Origin of the sequence: Bacillus sp. RC252, assembly GCF_044909215.1 — a bacterium.
Classification (GTDB): Bacteria; Bacillota; Bacilli; order Bacillales; family Bacillaceae_G; genus Bacillus_A; species Bacillus_A mycoides.
On the sequence record NZ_JBIYDV010000020.1, the window covers coordinates 1 to 16,306 of the forward strand.

The following is a 16,306-nucleotide window of genomic DNA, read 5'->3' on the forward strand; positions in this document are numbered from 1 at the left end:
TGAACTTTCTCCGATCCCAATTTTCTCTCATTATACAAGAAATACCCTATAGAATAGACTTTTTTTTCAGTGTCTATTCTATAGGGTACATTTTAATTATAGGCTGGTGTTTTTTTATCGCAGGTAGTGTTGGGCAAATCATTGTATCACTGACAGGTGGAATGTATATAGTAAAAGTCTTTTCTTTACCATCGTATTTTTCTTATATTATCGGGTTAATCATAGTAAGTATTTCTATCGGTTTCAATTTATTTGGATTAAAAATGAGCGGTTCATTTCAAGTATGTATCGGTGTATTAACTTTTTTTATTTTAATCGCAACAATTATAAGCTCACTACCTTATATTGAAATGAAAAATATAAATGTACATATTTCTATGAAAGCAGTAACCCCGATTTTAGATGCGTCATTATTAATTTTTTGGTCGTTTTTCGGTTGGGAAGCAATTGCGAGTTTAGCTCCAGAATTTAAAGCACCTAGAAAAAGAAATATTATTTTGTCTACAGGATTTGCAATTATTATTATTGGAGTTTTATATATGGGGATTGCATTATCAGTAATGGGAACAAAATCATATCATATTAATGCTGATAATACTACAGCTCTAGTACTTGTAATAAAACAAACATTAGGTAATCAATTTGCATGGTTAATTGGATTTGTAGCTTTTATTATTTGCTTAGGGACGACAAATGCATTTATCGCAAGTATGGGCCGTTTAGGCTATTCGCTAGGGCAGGAAGAAGTTGCACCTCGTTATTTAGCAAGTATTAATGTAAAAAGAGCAGCGCCAACAAATGCAATAAAAGTTGTAGGTTTTATTGCAATAATAGGTTTGTTACTATGTTTCGTTTTTCATATTAGTATAGATAGAATCGTATTAATACCGAACTCGTTAGGGATTGTTACATATATAGTCGGTACTGCGGCCGGAGTTAAGTTAATAAATAATAGATTAGGTAAAATTTTTTCTATAATAGCTTTTACATGTTGTATAGCGGTTTATCCCTTTATTGGAGGAGTCATAATTATTCCAATAGTTGTAGCTTTAGCGTCTTTATGCTATTTATATTGCATAAAAGGTAGACTTGTAAATGGGAGGGAGCAGAATAAGGAATGTTAAAATACATTCGTTTAAGTTTCAATATTTAGAGATATCTAAATATTGGGGATTCATATATAATTATGGAGGGGTTAAATTTTTGTAACTATTTGTAAAAAAAGGAGGCTATTAAAATGAATATACTTATTCAAGCTCCAACTAAATGGGAGTTAGGCAGACTATATTCTAATAAACAAGATCTTATATTTTCTATAGAACGGTTAATTATAGAATATAAAGCAACAAAAGACTCAGTAATCCTTTCACAACTTATACAGGCTATCGAAAAAGCAGAGTATTACTTATATTGCCGTGCTGCTGAAGATGAGAAGCAGCCTGAAAATACTTTACTAAGTGTAAAAGTAAATCAATTAAAGAAAGAAGTTCAACTATTAATAGAATCTAGTAAGGGACAAAGTGTTAATACAAATCATTCAAGTATTAAACTAATAGAAAATGAATTAAAAGCTTGGGAAGATATGTATACACAATTAAGAAATAAAATAGAAGTAATACACGATAAAGAGACTTTATCATTTGGACAAGCAAATTACGTTGCGATGAATAGTGATGATCATAATGAAAGATTAATAGTATTTGATTCTCTTACAAATGCTTTGAATAAGGAAAAAGATATCTTTGCTACTGTATTGAATCAAATAGGAAGATTACGTCATGCTAAAAGTGATGAAATGGAAGGAACAGAGATTTTAAAACAATCACTACAAGCAAATGGCATCTCTGAAACTGCATTATCCCAAATGTGGAATGCAACGAAACAAAATCTTACGAAGCTAGCAATTGCGTTAAACGGTTATAAAAAAGGAAAGAATTCAATTACATGGTACGAGCTAATGACATGGAAAGAAAGTAATGAGACTGTTATTCCTTTTTCAGTAGCAGTAAAAAACATATATGATGCACTAAAAAATATAGATGAAGAATTGGCACAGTTCGCACAGAATGCAATAGCGAATGGCTGGATCGATGCTGAACCGAGAGATAATAAACCGCCGGGTGGATTTTGTGCTCCTTTTTTCAGTGAAAAAGAATCTCGCATTTCACTTCGTTATGATGGAACAATTGATAGTGTAAGAGTACTTGCTCATGAACTGGGACACGCTTGGCATTTTTATGTTATGAGCCTTGAACAATCTACAACATTTTTAGATGATTATCTGCCAATGAGTACAGCTGAATCAGCGTCTATTTTCTTTGAAACGGTAATCATGAATTATTTAATTCAAACAACAGATTGTGTAGAGATGAAAAAGTCATTGCTTAGCTGGAAAATTAGAAATAGTTTTAATTATGTTATGGCAATTCGTGCATCGTTTCAGTTCGAAAAGAGTTTTTATGAAAAAAGTAAAGAAGGTCCTATAAGTGCTGATGAAATTGAGAAATTATCTATAGCCGCGCAGGAAAAGGCATACGGGAATGCACTAACAGAATATCAGCCGTTTGTTTGGATGAAATACGTTCAGTTTTATATAGCAGATGTTCCTTTTTACAATTATCCATACACACTTGGGTATTTAGCAAGTTTTAGTTTAATTGAAATAGCAAAGGAAAATAAAAATGCATTTCATTTGAGGTATAAAGGGTTTTTACGAGAAACAGGAAAGGCCCCAGTTGAAGAATTGATGAAAAAACATTTTGATATTGATCTAACAGAGTATGAATTTTGGAATAAAGCTTTTATGCAAATTCATAAAGATATTGATGAATATTTGCAAATTAATTAAGGGGACTACATATATGAACAGAATCGGTATTATCGGAGCAATGCAAATGGAAATAGACTTACTTTTAGAAAAACTACATATAAAAGAGAAACATACAATTGCGGGAATGCCTTTTTATAAAGGAAAGTTCATGGATACAGAAGTTATTATTACGAGATGTGGTGTAGGAAAGGTAAATGCAGCTGCTTGTACACAAATTTTAATTAATAAATTTGATGTGGATTCTATCATTAATACAGGTATTGCGGGTGGATTACATCCGGATGTGAAAATTGGTGATCTAGTTATTTCTACAAATGTTACGCATCATGATGTTAATAAAAATCAAATGAAGAATCTATTTCCGTTTCAAGAAGTGTTTCATGCAAGCAAGGAATTAAGAGATTTAGCCCGAAAAGCTGTTAATAGTAGTAGTTTAAATATTACTGTTCATGAAGGAAGAATCGTCAGCGGAGAATGCTTCGTCGAGGATTCAAAATTAAAGGAGCAATTAGTCACTGAATATGTACCTCATTGTACAGAAATGGAAGGGGCAGCAATTGGACATGTTGCTTATATAAATGACATACCGTTTCTCGTTTTGAGATGCATTTCTGACAGTGCAGATGATTCAGCGCAAGTTTCATATGATGATTTCGCGAAAACCGCAGCGAATTATTGCTCAGAAATTATTGTTGAGATGCTTGAAAATATTTCGATTAAAGCTGTATTGTAGTTCATAAGTAAAGAATGGGAGAGAATATCATGTTACAAGCACTAATTTTCGATATGGATGGAACTTTATTTCAAACAGATAAAATTTTAGAGTTATCACTAGATGATACATTTGATCATTTACGGTCACTACAATTATGGAATACGATAACACCAATTGATAAATATCGTGAAATTATGGGTGTACCTTTACCTAAAGTGTGGGAAGCTTTATTACCTAATCATTCTAATGAAGTAAGGGAACAAACAGATGCATATTTTTTAGAAAGACTAATTGAAAATATAAAGAGAGGAAATGGTGCTTTATATCCGAATGTAAAGGAAGTTTTTAGTTTTATAAAAGAAAATAATTGTTCTGTTTACATTGCTAGTAATGGTTTAACGGAATATTTACAAGCAATCGTATCTTATTATGATTTAGACCAATGGGTTACGGAAACATTCAGTATTGAACAAATACACTCGCTAAATAAAGGTGACTTAGTAAAAAGCATTTTGATGAAATATGATATAAAAGAGGCAGCGGTAGTTGGGGATCGTTTATCGGATATTAATGCGGCAAAAGATAATGGTCTAATTGCAATTGGATGTAATTTTGATTTTGCACAAGAAGATGAACTTGCTCATGCTGATTTAGTAATTGATGATTTAATGGAACTGAAGGGGATATTACCAGAATTGAAGAATACGTACATAACAAAATGAATAAGTTCACATTCAAATGAATGCTCAGGATAATATATTCTTGGGCATTTTTATTTTTCAAAAAGATACATTTGGATAGAGAAAGTGGGGGATTAAGCTGGAAGATATACAAATTAAGCAGATTGAAGATTTGTTTAAATATGAGATTAATCACCTTATTCAAGAAAGTACAAAAGAGGGATTTAACTTCTTAATAAAACTAATAAATGAATATGAAAGTAAAAGAAATACATTTAGTAAAACGGGCGAATGTTTATATGGCATTTTTCGAGGTAACACGTTAATTGGAATCGGGGGATTAAATCAAGATCCGTATACGAAAGATAATAAGATTGGCCGATTGAGGAGATTTTATATTGCAAAAGATTACCGGCGAAAAGGATTAGGAAAGTTACTGTTAGGGAGAATCTTAGGCGATGCAAAAATCTATTTTACTATCGTTGTCTTACACACAGATACAGAACAGGGGGACCAATTTTATACTTCGAATGGATTTGTGAAAGGGGCAATGTATGTAGGAACGAGCCATTATCTAAACTTAGATAAAAGGATGCAGTGAATTATTATTTATTCTCCGATAAGAACGTTTGTTCTTTTGTATGTAGATTTATGGTATGATTTATCTAAATCTATTATTAGAATGGGGAATTAGATGATGGGAGAAAATAAAATTATTAATGATTTCAATGAATATTCAATTTGGATAAATGCATTGAAAGATATGAAAGAAGAATTGTGGACGACACCAATATCAGAGGGGAAATGGACTGTTGGTGAGATCGTATCTCATATTATGAACTGGGATGACTATCTTTTACGTGAGACATTATCATCAGTGAGAGATGGACAGGGAATGGAGTTCCCTGACTTTGATACATATAATAAACTAGCCTCTAATTATGCGAAATCAGGTATATCTAAGATAAAACTTCTTGAAGAAGCAAAAGCTAAAAGAGATTTACTTGTTCAAGAGCTTCACCGACTGTCTATTGGAAAGCTAAGGGAACATTTAACTGCCAATGGAGTATCGTATTGTCCTCATACTGGAACGCCGTATTTTCTTATATATATTATTAAGGAATTCGTAGATCACGATAACCATCACAAAAGGCAGATTTTGAATTTTTTAAACGAAAATCATATTAAAAAATTAACTTGTTAACTGATAAAGAAAGATTCCACAAATGATACTTGTGGGATCTTTCTTTAATTAATCTTAACATTCATTTGTTTCAATAAACCCTGCGGATCACCTTTTACATAATAAAAATGGGGATTATTCTCATCATCGTAAAGCATAATGTAAGGTTTTTCATTAAGTGGGAGAAGGATGAGTACTTCATCGATTGTTGTATGTAACCATTGATTTGTAATAGGAACAGGTTTTGATAACGGGATTTTTATCATATGACCATCTTTCGGAACGACATTTAAGTTTTTAAATGGACCAGTAATTGATTTTGCGTATTGAACTGCTTCTTTTTGAATGGCTGAATCTAAAGATTGTTTTTGGACCACTATTTCTTTTTTACAATCAAATACTTCAATTTGTTTATTTGTATTTGCAAACGCATTTGTTGATAATAAAAAGAAGAGAAGAGTAATGACTCCTATTTTTTTGAACATGAAACAACACCTCACACTTACTATACCCTCAAACGTTGTAAATATTTTTATGTCACATTGATGTAACAAAGAAGTTGTATGATAAAATTGATATTTGTTTATAAGTAATGGAGGAAATGTAATGAAAGTATTAATCGCAGATGATGAACAAGATATGCTGAAAATTTTAAAAGCGTATTTTGAAAAAGAAGGCTTCGAAGTTTTATTAGCAAAGGATGGAGAGGAAGCACTTCAAATATTTTATGATGAGAAAATTGACTTAGCTATTTTAGACTGGATGATGCCGAAAAGTAGTGGTATTGCTGTCTGTCAGGAAATAAAAAAGAATTCGAGTGTAAAAGTATTAATGCTTACTGCGAAAAGTGAAAGTGAAGATGAATTAGCAGCTCTTCAAAGTGGGGCAGATGAGTATGTGAAAAAACCATTTCACCCAGGAGTGCTAATTACGCGAGCGAAAAAGCTTGTACAGCATGAAGATGTTATTCAAGTTCAAGATTTAAAAATAGATTTCACCAAAAATAAAGTATATAAAAATGAGAAAGAATTAGACATTACAAAGACAGAATTACAATTAATAAAGTGCTTTTTAAATCATAAAGGCACGATTTTAACGAGGAAAAAGTTGTTAGATATAGTCTGGGGATTTGATTATTTTGGGGAAGAGCGAACGGTTGATACGCATGTAAGAAGATTACGTAAAAAAATAGGAGAAAATATTATAAAGACACATCGCGGTTTAGGATACAGTTTGGAGGAAGAGTGTGAATAAACTCGGTAAAAAGTTATTTTTCAGCATCTCTTTAACAGTCATCCTTATTTTTGCCATCTCTTTATTATTAATTAACTATTTTTTACCAAAATATAATGTGCACAAAACACGCGAAAGCTTAGAAGGCATTACAGCGCAAATCCAGTCAATACCGCGTAAAGAGCTGGATGATGCTATAAATCGTATTGAAAATGAAGGTAATGTTACGATTGCGTATACATCAATAAATAGTTCAGAAGATGCTATTAATGAAGAATTACGCATGCAACTTACAAAAAAGAGAGTTGCATTGAATAAACTTTGGATTACAAAAGAAGAAATTACGAAAGTGAAGAACCTCGGACAATCGAATAAAATATATGATCAAGAAAAGATAAAATCTAGTTTTTTTGCGAAATACATTGCGAAAGATGATATGTTGATTTTAGTAGGAGTTTCTATCGCACATTCCAATGAAGTAATTAAAACGCTTAACTCATTTTATTTATACATTTTGGGATTCTCACTATTTCTTATTATCGTGCTCGTCTGGATTTTTTCAAAAACAATCACTACACCACTGAATGAATTGAGTGATGTCGCAGAAGATATTTCACGTCTGAAATTTAAACGGACGAAAGTTAAAACGAATGATGAAATAGGTGATTTAGCAAATAGTATAAACATTATGAGTGATAAATTACATGAAGCACATCAAGATTTAACAGATCGAAATGACCACTTAAAACGATTTATGGGCGATGTAACTCATGAATTAAAAACACCAATCGCATTAGTAAAAGCATATTCTATGGGAATAAAAGACGGTTTAGATGATGGTACATATGTTGATACAATCATTAAACAAACAGATCAAATTTCAAATTTAATTGAAGAGTTATTGCGATTTTCTAAACTAGAAAGAGATATTTTACAAAAAGAAGAATTCCCTATTGAACCACTAGTACAAAGTATAATAGATAAGCATAAGATTGAACTGGAGTCGAAAGAAATCAAGTTGCAAGTGAACTATAGTGTTGGTGACACGATTGTTTATGTTGATTTAAATAAAATGAGAATGGTCTTTCAAAATTTAATTTCTAATGCGATAAAATATACAACGAATCAAAATATAAAAATCACATTAGAAGAGAAAAATGGCATTGTGTATTTTCAAATTCAAAATGGTATTGCTGCTGAGGGAATTAAAGAGATAGATAAAATTTGGGAGCCTTTTTACGTATTAGAGTCTTCACGTAGCAAAGAAAAATCAGGTACTGGATTAGGATTAGCGATTGTAAAAAGTATATTAGAAAGACATGGATTTGAATACGGAGTTTCGGTAGAAGATGGAGAAATACAATTTTATATGTATATAGATAGGAACTAATTATTATTAGTTCCTTTTCTATTATCTTGAAAGAGTCGAATGTTTTACAAATTTCTCAACTTTCTATAAAATATAAACTGAATTTTCAGCATTTTTAATGTATAGTAAAAGAAGGAATATATGGGGAGGGAAGGGCATGAGGAAAAAGAAATTAGCAATAACACTTTCAGCTATATTATCTTTAACAATTACTTCAGGAGTTTCTAGTATGACTGCACATGCAGAAAATAAGGAAGGGAGCTCTGTAAAAGGGAGTGATATTAAGTTAAATGGTCAAGTTTCAGAAGCTTTAACTCCAAACACAAAAATTCAATTGGAAAATGGGATGACAAAACCAATCTATTCTCTTGATGAGGCCATCGTAGAAAATTTATTTGTAGAGACAGAAGTTGATAGTGATCGAGATGGTAAAAAAGATCGTGTATCAGTAAAGGTTATGCGTCCAAAGACAAATCCAGATGTGAAAGTCCCTGTTATTTATGAAATGAGTCCATATCGATCTGGATTGAAAGATGTTCCTGTTTATAATGTTGATGAAGAATTGAATGCATATGGAGGAAAACCGTATGGAGCTGTTAATCTTGGTTCATACGGAAATTATTACGTTCCAAGAGGATATGCAGTCATTTTAGGTGAAAGTATCGGAACTGGGAAATCAGATGGATGTCCGACCACTGGAGATGAGCAAGAAATATTAGGGACTAAGTCTGTCATTGATTGGGTAAATGGACGTGCGAAAGCATATACAGAGGATGGTAAGGAAGTAAACGCAAGTTGGTCTTCGGGAAATGTAGGAATGACAGGAGTTTCTTATAATGGTACGTTACCGAATGCTGTCGCAACGACAGGAGTGGAAGGGTTAAAAACAATTATTCCAATCGCAGCGATTAGTAGCTGGTATGATTATTATCGTGCAAATGGGGCGGTTATTGCGCCGGGTGGTTATCAAGGAGAAGATACAGATAATATGGCAGAAGCAGTACTAACAAGAAAAAACCCTGAAGTTTGCGGGCAAATTATTAAAGAACTAACAGCTGGACAAGATCGTAAAACAGGCGATTATAACGATTTTTGGGATAAACGTAACTATGTAAAAGATGTTAAGAATGTGAAGGCTAGTGTGTTTGTTGTTCACGGTTTAAATGATTGGAATGTAAAAACGAAGCAGTTCGCACAGTGGTGGGAAGCTCTTGGCAAAAATAATGTTCCTCGTAAAATGTGGTTACATCAAGGTGGACATGGCGGAACATCAAGTAATAACTGGCAACAAACCCAAAATAAATGGTTCGATTATTGGTTATATGGAATTGAAAATGGAATTATGGATGAACCGATGGTAGATGTACAACGTGAAAATAAATCGTGGCAAAAAATAAAAAATTGGCCAGATCCAGCAGCTGTACCATCAAAAGTCCGTATGTATTTAAGTAATAAAGCAGTCAATCTACCATTAAGTATGGGATCAGTAAACAATGTTTTCTCATTAGTAGATGATGCTAAAATAAAGTCAAATCAACTAGTAGAAAACCCTGAGTTAGAAATAGCGAATCGATTAGTATATACAATGCCTGTACTGCAAAAAGATATGCGAATAAGTGGTACGCCTAAAATTTCAATAACAGGAAATATTGATCGATCTGTTTCAAATTTAACAGCTTTACTCGTTGATTATGGCGGAGCGAGGCCTGAAATTGTAACGAGAGGTTGGATGGATCCGCAAAACTTAAATAGTATAGAAAATTCAACAGCGATTCAACCTGGTAAAGATTACACATTTACATGGGACATGCAGCCAGATGATTACGTATTTAAAGCAGGGCATCAAATGGGAGTCGTTTTAATCGCAAGTGATTACGATTATACAATTAGACCGAAAGCAGGAACGAAGCTAACTGTGAAATTGAGTGAAGTGACATTGCCGATTGTGGAATAAATAGTTTTTGATGAAGAGCTTACTATAGTAAGCTCTTTAAATTTTGAAATAGAAATGCCTACAAATATGGGGAGTGCATTATGCATTTACGTGCATAGTGGCAAAGAAAACAATGGGGGAAGAAAGACTGAAAATACCACTGGCTATTTTCCATATTTGTTTATATTTTTTTTGCTATAAAGAAAATTAGAACATTAATAGCGATAAGAAGAAAAAGAAATCCAATTAATGAATTCATCATATCCTCCTTTCAGTATAAGTCTGAATTTTGGTTTCTATATGTTCATTTTGAAGGGAATATTATACAATATGATTATATTCTATGGAAAGCGAGTGATATATTATGACAGTCAGCTCTTTCGAATTCTCATTAAAATTTGAGGTACGGAAAGATTAAGTAAATTAGAATCTTCCGTACACATAAAACGGAGGAGAAAATAAATGTTTAGTTATTATAGTACACTTTGTACGGAATTATATGATTACACAAAACCTGTCGGTTACTCTTTGAATGGTGATATTGAATATTATCAAGATCGTTTAAAGAGTTGTAAAGGAAGAATTCTTGAAGCAGCAGTAGGGTCGGGACGTGTCATTATTCCATTTCTTGAAGTTGGATTTAAAGTTGATGGGATAGATTATTCACCTGAAATGCTAGATTCTTGCCGTAAGCGTTGTAAAGAGAGAGGCTTAAACCCTAATTTATACCAAGGAAGCTTACAACAATTTTCATTACCATATAAATATGAGGCGATAATAATTCCTACGGGATCCTTTTGTTTAATTGAAAATCGTGATGATTCTATAAACGCTTTGAAATGTTTTTATGAACATCTTAATCCAGGTGGGCGTTTAATTGTAGATCTTGCGCTTCCATATGACTGTAAGACGGGTGAGATTCATACATCGACTTTTTCTCTACCAAGCGGGGACGGAATTACATTAGAAAATAAATCAATTGAAATAGATTGGCTTAACCAAGTAACTGTATCATATTTAAAATATGAAAAATGGAGTAAAGGACAGTTAGTACAAACTGAACTACAACGTTTTGCAATGCGGTGGTATGGAATAGAAGAGTTTAAGCTCCTTTTAGAAAGTATAGGTTTCACTGACATTACTTGCTCTGCTGACTATGTTTATGAAAAGCAACCGTCAAATGCAGAACAAATTATTACTTTTGAAGCTGTACGAAAGGAATAATATAGGAACTATTCATGAAAATAAGGCAATCGACACAACATCGACTGCCTTATTTTCAATTTTAGGATATGTTTTATTTCATTGTTTATAGAGAAAGATCGGGGGAAAATAAAGGAAATTCATCTTAATATTTGGCCCGCAAGCAGTCGGGAAAATGACAGTCGGACAAGAATTAGTGAAATTAACAGATTTGAAAATTTTTCATAATCACATGACCATTGATTTAGTAAGTCCATTTTTTGATTACAGTACAAAGGAAGCAAAAAGATTAGTAAGTTTGTTTCGTAATGAAATATTTGAAGAAGTGTCTAAAAGTGATTTATACGGAATGATTTTTACATATGTATGGGCATTTGACCTTCAATCAGATTGGGAGTACATAAACCATGTAGTAAGTATTTTTGAATCAAAAGGCGCAGCAGTATATTTTGTAGAGCTCGAGGCAGAATTAGATGAAAGATTAGAGCGAAATAAAAGTCCACATAGACTAGAGCATAAACCGAAAAAAAGAGACATTGAATGGTCTGAAAAAAATTTAAAAGAAACGATGAAAAAACATAGATTAAATTCATTTCATGATGAAATTGAAAAAAAAGAGTACATAAAAATTAATAATACTCATTTGAGTGCTAAAGAAGTAGCTGTAATGATTAAGGGAAAATTCCGATTGTAAAATACTTAAATGCTGTTACGTTTTCATAGTCCAAGCATTCTCCTACTAACTACATATACTATTTATATTAAGGACGGTCACTAATTTATTGAGAAACCGTCATTTATATATAAATGACAAATTTGGAAGGAGGTAAGAAAAAATTGGAAAATGAACAGCCAGGAAGAATTGAAAATCAAGTGTATTCTAATCGAGTTGTAAGATCAGAATTTGATAAGCATTGGGAAACTTGTATTTCAAAAAGTGGTTATGTAATCTATGTAGCGACAAGTGATCATGCTGAAGTAATAGTTTTACTTTCAGATGGTTCAAGTAAATTATTAATCTTCGAAAAAGGCGGTAAAGTAATAGTAGGCGGTGGTGGAACAAGCCATTATAGTAAACCGCATATTGCAAGAAACATTTAATGTAAAAAATGTTAATCGAGAAGATGCTGGTAGCCTTATAGTCTTTAATTTTTATATGGAGATACGTATAATAAAGTGAGTTTTTGTTTTAGGTTCTGGCGTTTTTTCTAACAAAAATAAGATGAAAAAGAACTTTAACGTATAAAGGTCTTTTTTGTTTTATTCACAAATCAAATTAATGGAGGTGAGCTAATAATGAAAAATATTTGAGTAACCTATGTTTTTTCGGGTGTTCTCCTATTCGGCCTTACATATATAACTTCCGCAATTTACGCGGGTTCATTAGAAATTTGGGATAGAGGAAGCGGGAAATTCTTTACTGCATTTTATGAAATCCAGGGTACAATTTTATCGGTAATTTCAATTTGTTTTATTATAGCAGGGATATACTGTATACATAAAAAAGTGTAGTGAAAAACAATCAGCCTTTCATGTACTATACATGAAAGGCTGATTGTTTTTATGTGTTGAAGAAGTCTTTTAGAAGAATTGTAGTTTTTAGATTGATAGTTGAAACTGTAACAGCTTATGTATAATTAATATCATTTTGTCAAATGAATGTCACATAAAAGTCTTATAGTGTATATAGAAAGTGAAACATATACAAAGCAGGAGATGAAATGATGAAAAAGGCACTACAATATATATTCATATTATTTACGTTAGTTACTTTAAGTTATGTAATTTATATTAACTATGAAAAGCAGAAAGAGATTAAAAATAATAAACAAGTAATTAGTGAAGTTGCAAAGAGGTATGATATTCCAGATTGGATACCATTATCAATTGCGGATCATGAAACAAAATTTAACCAAAAAGCAATAGGAGATAACGGAACATCTTTTGGATTATTCCAATTACATCGTGGTGGATTAGCACCAGCGCAATTATCGGAAGAGAGTTTAGTGGATTCGCGTATAAATACAACGATAGCAATTTCAAGTATGGTCAAATCGTATGAACGTGGTGTGAAAAAAGGATTGCAGGATTGGGAGTTGCTTAAATATGTTGCTAATACATCAGGGTGGCCAGGAAACTTAGGGGGAGAATGGACAGATAATAATACGAAATATAATAAAGGGCTAGAACAATCATATCAATTATATAAAAAAGAGAAGTAGATATAAAAAGGCATTTTCAATTTGGGGAAATGTCTTTTTTATGTTATAGTATAAAAGTGTTTGGGCGTTATGTTATTTCGATATATCTTCAAATTTGTTATGTAGTATTTTTATATTAAATAACTACTAAAATCATTTTTTTATATAAGGAGTAAGAAGTAGGAATATGAAAAATATAGATTTTATACTAGAAAGTGATGAAACATTAAAACCGTCAGAACGATTAGTACTATTATTATTAGAGAAGCATAGAATGTTATATACGAACGATCTATTAGCTCTTTCAAATTTATCATATAAAACATTAACAGATTCACTAACAGCACTCGTTTTAAAGTCTTATGTTTTAAAGGATACAGGTAAGGGAAGAAGGCAGAATTGTTATAGATTAGTATGATAAGAGTACTGCTATAGATTCTTGCTATATACGTATTTTTCAAATGATAAAAAACTATTAATTTAAGTAAATAGCCGGTTTTGATATGTAAAGAGTTCATGGCTGCTAAATATATAATTTCATTTCATTTTTAATAATGTTTGTTAGTTGTAAGTGAAAATGATATTTTTTAAAAACAATTATAAAAATGAAACTCAAAAACAATCTACTCATTAGAGTCGGTTGTTTTTTTATTAGGATAGCGAATTATAAAAATAATATTATTATGTAAACTTAATTATTTAGAAAGGAACATGTGATTATTAATGGAATTTATTAAGGGGTACTTAATATTTCTATACATGGAGGTTCATTATGGAACAAATCATATCAATATCACAAGCAGTCATAAGCGGGGAAAAAGAAAAGGTAGTAGAAATCATTAATACGGATCCAAGTTTTGTTAACTCATTTAGTGAAGATGGATGGACACCGCTTCATTTAGCAGCTTATTTTGGGCAGAAAGAAATAGCAAGTTTCCTTTTAGAACATGGAACAAATATACATATTAGAGCGAAAAACGAAAATGAAAATACGCCACTTCAAGCGGCAATTGCAAACAAACAAATCGAAATTGTATCTTTCTTAATTGAAAAGGGATCAGATGTGAATGCAGTGCAAAGTGGTGGCTGGACAGGACTTCATGAAGCTGCATTATTAGGAAATGAAGATATAATTACATTGCTTCTTGAACATGGAGCCAATAAAACGACTAAGAAAAATGATGGGAAAACTGCATTTGATATCGCTGTAGAGAAAGGGCATGAGCATCTTTTACATCATTTGCAAGAGGAAGTGAGCTTATGATTAGCCGCTGGAAAGTAGGGGTTTTTCTTTTTAATGAAGTGGAAGTGTTAGATTTTGCCGGCCCATTTGAAGTTTTTTCCGTTACAGCAACAAGTGAAGGTCAACCATTTACAGTTCATACTGTTAGTCAAGATGGAGAAATGATTACAGCAAGAAATGGATTAAAGGTACAACCAGATTATAGTATCGAAGACTTACCTCCAGTTGATATTTTAATAATTCCTGGTGGCTTAGGTGCTAGAGAAAACGAAATGAAAAATGAAATAATAATAAATTGGATCCGTCAGCAAATGAAAGAAGTGAAGTTAATGACTTCTGTTTGTACCGGTGCGTTTTTACTTGCGAAAGCTGGATTACTCGATGGGCTCAAAGCGACAACACATTGGGCTAGTGTTAAAAATTTTAGAAATGATTTTCTGAATGTGGAAGTTTTAGAGAATGTAAAATTTGTCGATGAGGGACATATTATTACGTCTGGAGGAATTTCAGCTGGAATTAACATGTCATTTCATATTGTGAAAAATTTGTTGGGTACTGGGGTTGCTGAAGAAACAGCGAAGAGAATGGAATATGATATTGATTTAAAATATTGAAAGTAAAACAAGACCAGCAGTTGAAATATCCAACTGCTGGTCTTGTTTTATATTGACTGAATATAAGCTAATTCCTCATCCGTAAGTATCGGACGGGTAGTTGCATCTGCATTTTCTTTCGCTTGTTTTTCTGTTTTTGCGCCAGGAATTGCGACCGATACTGCTGGATGAGAGAGGACGTAGCGAAGTGCAAGTTGTCCTAATGTTTGATTTTCATTTGAGAGTAATCGTAGTTTCTCTACTTTTTGTAAATCTTCTTGAAACCACTTTTCTTTTGGCCATTCTTTGCGTAAATCTCCGTCAGGAAAAGTTGTTTTATTTGTAAATTTTCCGGTTAATATCCCCATTTTTAAAGGGCCGCGTATAACAGCTCCTAAATTGTTCTCTTGTAGGTAGGGCAGTATGTCGTTTTCTGGTTTTCGGTTTAATATGTTGTAATCAAGTTGCACAACATCAATTTCATCGTTTTTATTGAAGTGTTTTATATATTGTATGTCGTGAGTTGAAACACCAACAGCTCTTACTTTTCCGTCCCGTTTTAATAGTTCAAATGCTCGTAAAAATGCTTCTGTTTCTTCTTGTTTATCCCACCAAATGTGACAGAAATAAACATCAATATAATCTGTTTCTAGGCGTAGTAAGCTAGTTTCAAATACTGCGATCACTTTTTCGGCAGTATTATAAACAGGCTCTCCACTTGGATCATAGTGATGCCCAATTAAACCGCCTTTCGTTGATAAAACGATATTATTACGGTGCTCTCTTATCGCTTGAGTTACTAACCTTTCACTATGTCCTAATCCGTATACATCAGCAGTATCAATAAAGTTTACGCCGCATTCAATTGCTTTCTTCATAGCGGTTATAGATTGTGTGTCGTTAACAGGACCCCATTCATCGCCGCCAATCGCCCACGCTCCAAAGCCAATTTCAGAAACAGTAATTCCAGTTTTACCTAATGTACGGTAGTGCATCATTTTTCCTCCTTGTAAGCATGTTATAACATCGGTATGCAAAACTAGAATTTATATGTGTAAAAATATTTTCTACAATTGGGGAAAAAGAATAACATAAACTACTATTTTATAGCAGCATAAATAAA

Annotated in this window: 18 protein-coding genes and 1 pseudogene; 17 read left to right on the forward strand and 2 right to left on the reverse strand. The window is 32.3% G+C overall.

What is annotated here, in order from left to right; translation table 11 throughout:
* Positions 1–41: 41 nt before the first annotated feature.
* The 6 genes from ABH960_RS23375 to ABH960_RS23400 all read left to right on the forward strand — a co-directional run bounded on the left by ABH960_RS23375 (position 42) and on the right by ABH960_RS23400 (position 5,429).
* Positions 42–1,124 carry an APC family permease gene (locus ABH960_RS23375; RefSeq protein ID WP_404448835.1) on the forward strand — a complete coding sequence of 361 codons (1,083 nt, stop codon included), beginning with the start codon at positions 42–44 and terminating at the stop codon, positions 1,122–1,124.
* Between the two features lie 113 nt (positions 1,125–1,237).
* Positions 1,238–2,848 (forward strand): M3 family metallopeptidase, encoded by a 1,611-nt coding sequence (locus ABH960_RS23380; RefSeq protein WP_404448686.1) that lies wholly within the window; start codon positions 1,238–1,240, stop codon positions 2,846–2,848.
* 13 nt (positions 2,849–2,861) lie between these two features.
* Complete coding sequence (locus ABH960_RS23385) at positions 2,862–3,563, forward strand: 5'-methylthioadenosine/adenosylhomocysteine nucleosidase (protein ID WP_404448688.1); 702 nt, start codon at positions 2,862–2,864, stop codon at positions 3,561–3,563.
* Between the two features lie 29 nt (positions 3,564–3,592).
* Complete coding sequence (locus ABH960_RS23390; RefSeq protein ID WP_002127790.1) at positions 3,593–4,267, forward strand: HAD family hydrolase; 675 nt, start codon at positions 3,593–3,595, stop codon at positions 4,265–4,267.
* A gap of 97 nt (positions 4,268–4,364) precedes the next feature.
* Positions 4,365–4,826: a GNAT family N-acetyltransferase gene (locus ABH960_RS23395; protein WP_404448838.1), complete on the forward strand. Its 462-nt coding sequence runs from the start codon at positions 4,365–4,367 to the stop codon at positions 4,824–4,826.
* Between the two features lie 96 nt (positions 4,827–4,922).
* Entirely contained in the window at positions 4,923–5,429 is a 507-nt protein-coding gene (locus ABH960_RS23400; protein WP_404448691.1) for a DinB family protein, read from the forward strand.
* A 44-nt stretch (positions 5,430–5,473) separates the two neighbouring features.
* On the opposite strand, the gene ABH960_RS23405 is transcribed toward ABH960_RS23400, so the two are convergent.
* Positions 5,474–5,893: a hypothetical protein gene (locus ABH960_RS23405; protein WP_404448693.1), complete on the reverse strand. Its 420-nt coding sequence runs from the start codon at positions 5,891–5,893 to the stop codon at positions 5,474–5,476.
* 121 nt (positions 5,894–6,014) lie between these two features.
* Between ABH960_RS23405 and ABH960_RS23410 the strand changes: the two genes are divergently transcribed.
* The 11 genes and pseudogenes from ABH960_RS23410 (at position 6,015) to ABH960_RS23460 (ending at position 15,204) form a co-directional block, all read left to right on the forward strand.
* A complete protein-coding gene (locus ABH960_RS23410; protein ID WP_404448695.1) occupies positions 6,015–6,662 on the forward strand; it encodes a response regulator transcription factor in 648 nt (215 codons plus the stop codon).
* Entirely contained in the window at positions 6,655–8,031 is a 1,377-nt protein-coding gene (locus ABH960_RS23415; protein ID WP_404448697.1) for a sensor histidine kinase, read from the forward strand. The genes ABH960_RS23410 and ABH960_RS23415 overlap by 8 nt, the downstream gene beginning before the upstream one ends.
* A gap of 136 nt (positions 8,032–8,167) precedes the next feature.
* Positions 8,168–9,964 (forward strand): Xaa-Pro dipeptidyl-peptidase, encoded by a 1,797-nt coding sequence (locus ABH960_RS23420; RefSeq protein WP_404448699.1) that lies wholly within the window; start codon positions 8,168–8,170, stop codon positions 9,962–9,964.
* 441 nt (positions 9,965–10,405) lie between these two features.
* A complete protein-coding gene (locus ABH960_RS23425; protein WP_404448701.1) occupies positions 10,406–11,167 on the forward strand; it encodes a class I SAM-dependent methyltransferase in 762 nt (253 codons plus the stop codon).
* 154 nt (positions 11,168–11,321) lie between these two features.
* Positions 11,322–11,840, forward strand: a complete 519-nt coding sequence (locus ABH960_RS23430; RefSeq protein WP_404448703.1) for a shikimate kinase — start codon at positions 11,322–11,324, stop codon at positions 11,838–11,840.
* Positions 11,841–11,983: 143 nt separating this feature from the next.
* Complete coding sequence (locus ABH960_RS23435) at positions 11,984–12,247, forward strand: hypothetical protein (protein WP_002136786.1); 264 nt, start codon at positions 11,984–11,986, stop codon at positions 12,245–12,247.
* A 195-nt stretch (positions 12,248–12,442) separates the two neighbouring features.
* Positions 12,443–12,658: pseudogene (locus ABH960_RS23440) on the forward strand (hypothetical protein).
* 209 nt (positions 12,659–12,867) lie between these two features.
* A complete protein-coding gene (locus tag ABH960_RS23445) occupies positions 12,868–13,368 on the forward strand; it encodes a lysozyme family protein (RefSeq protein WP_404448705.1) in 501 nt (166 codons plus the stop codon).
* Positions 13,369–13,534: 166 nt separating this feature from the next.
* Complete coding sequence (locus ABH960_RS23450) at positions 13,535–13,765, forward strand: hypothetical protein (protein ID WP_000789035.1); 231 nt, start codon at positions 13,535–13,537, stop codon at positions 13,763–13,765.
* Between the two features lie 354 nt (positions 13,766–14,119).
* Entirely contained in the window at positions 14,120–14,611 is a 492-nt protein-coding gene (locus tag ABH960_RS23455) for an ankyrin repeat domain-containing protein (RefSeq protein WP_404448707.1), read from the forward strand.
* On the forward strand, positions 14,608–15,204 hold the full coding sequence (locus ABH960_RS23460; RefSeq protein ID WP_404448709.1) for a DJ-1/PfpI family protein: 597 nt from the start codon (positions 14,608–14,610) through the stop codon (positions 15,202–15,204). Before ABH960_RS23455 ends, ABH960_RS23460 begins: the two co-directional genes overlap by 4 nt.
* Before the next feature lie 47 nt (positions 15,205–15,251).
* On the opposite strand, the gene ABH960_RS23465 is transcribed toward ABH960_RS23460, so the two are convergent.
* Positions 15,252–16,178, reverse strand: coding sequence for an aldo/keto reductase (locus ABH960_RS23465; RefSeq protein WP_404448711.1), 927 nt, complete (start codon positions 16,176–16,178; stop codon positions 15,252–15,254).
* Positions 16,179–16,306: the final 128 nt, after the last annotated feature.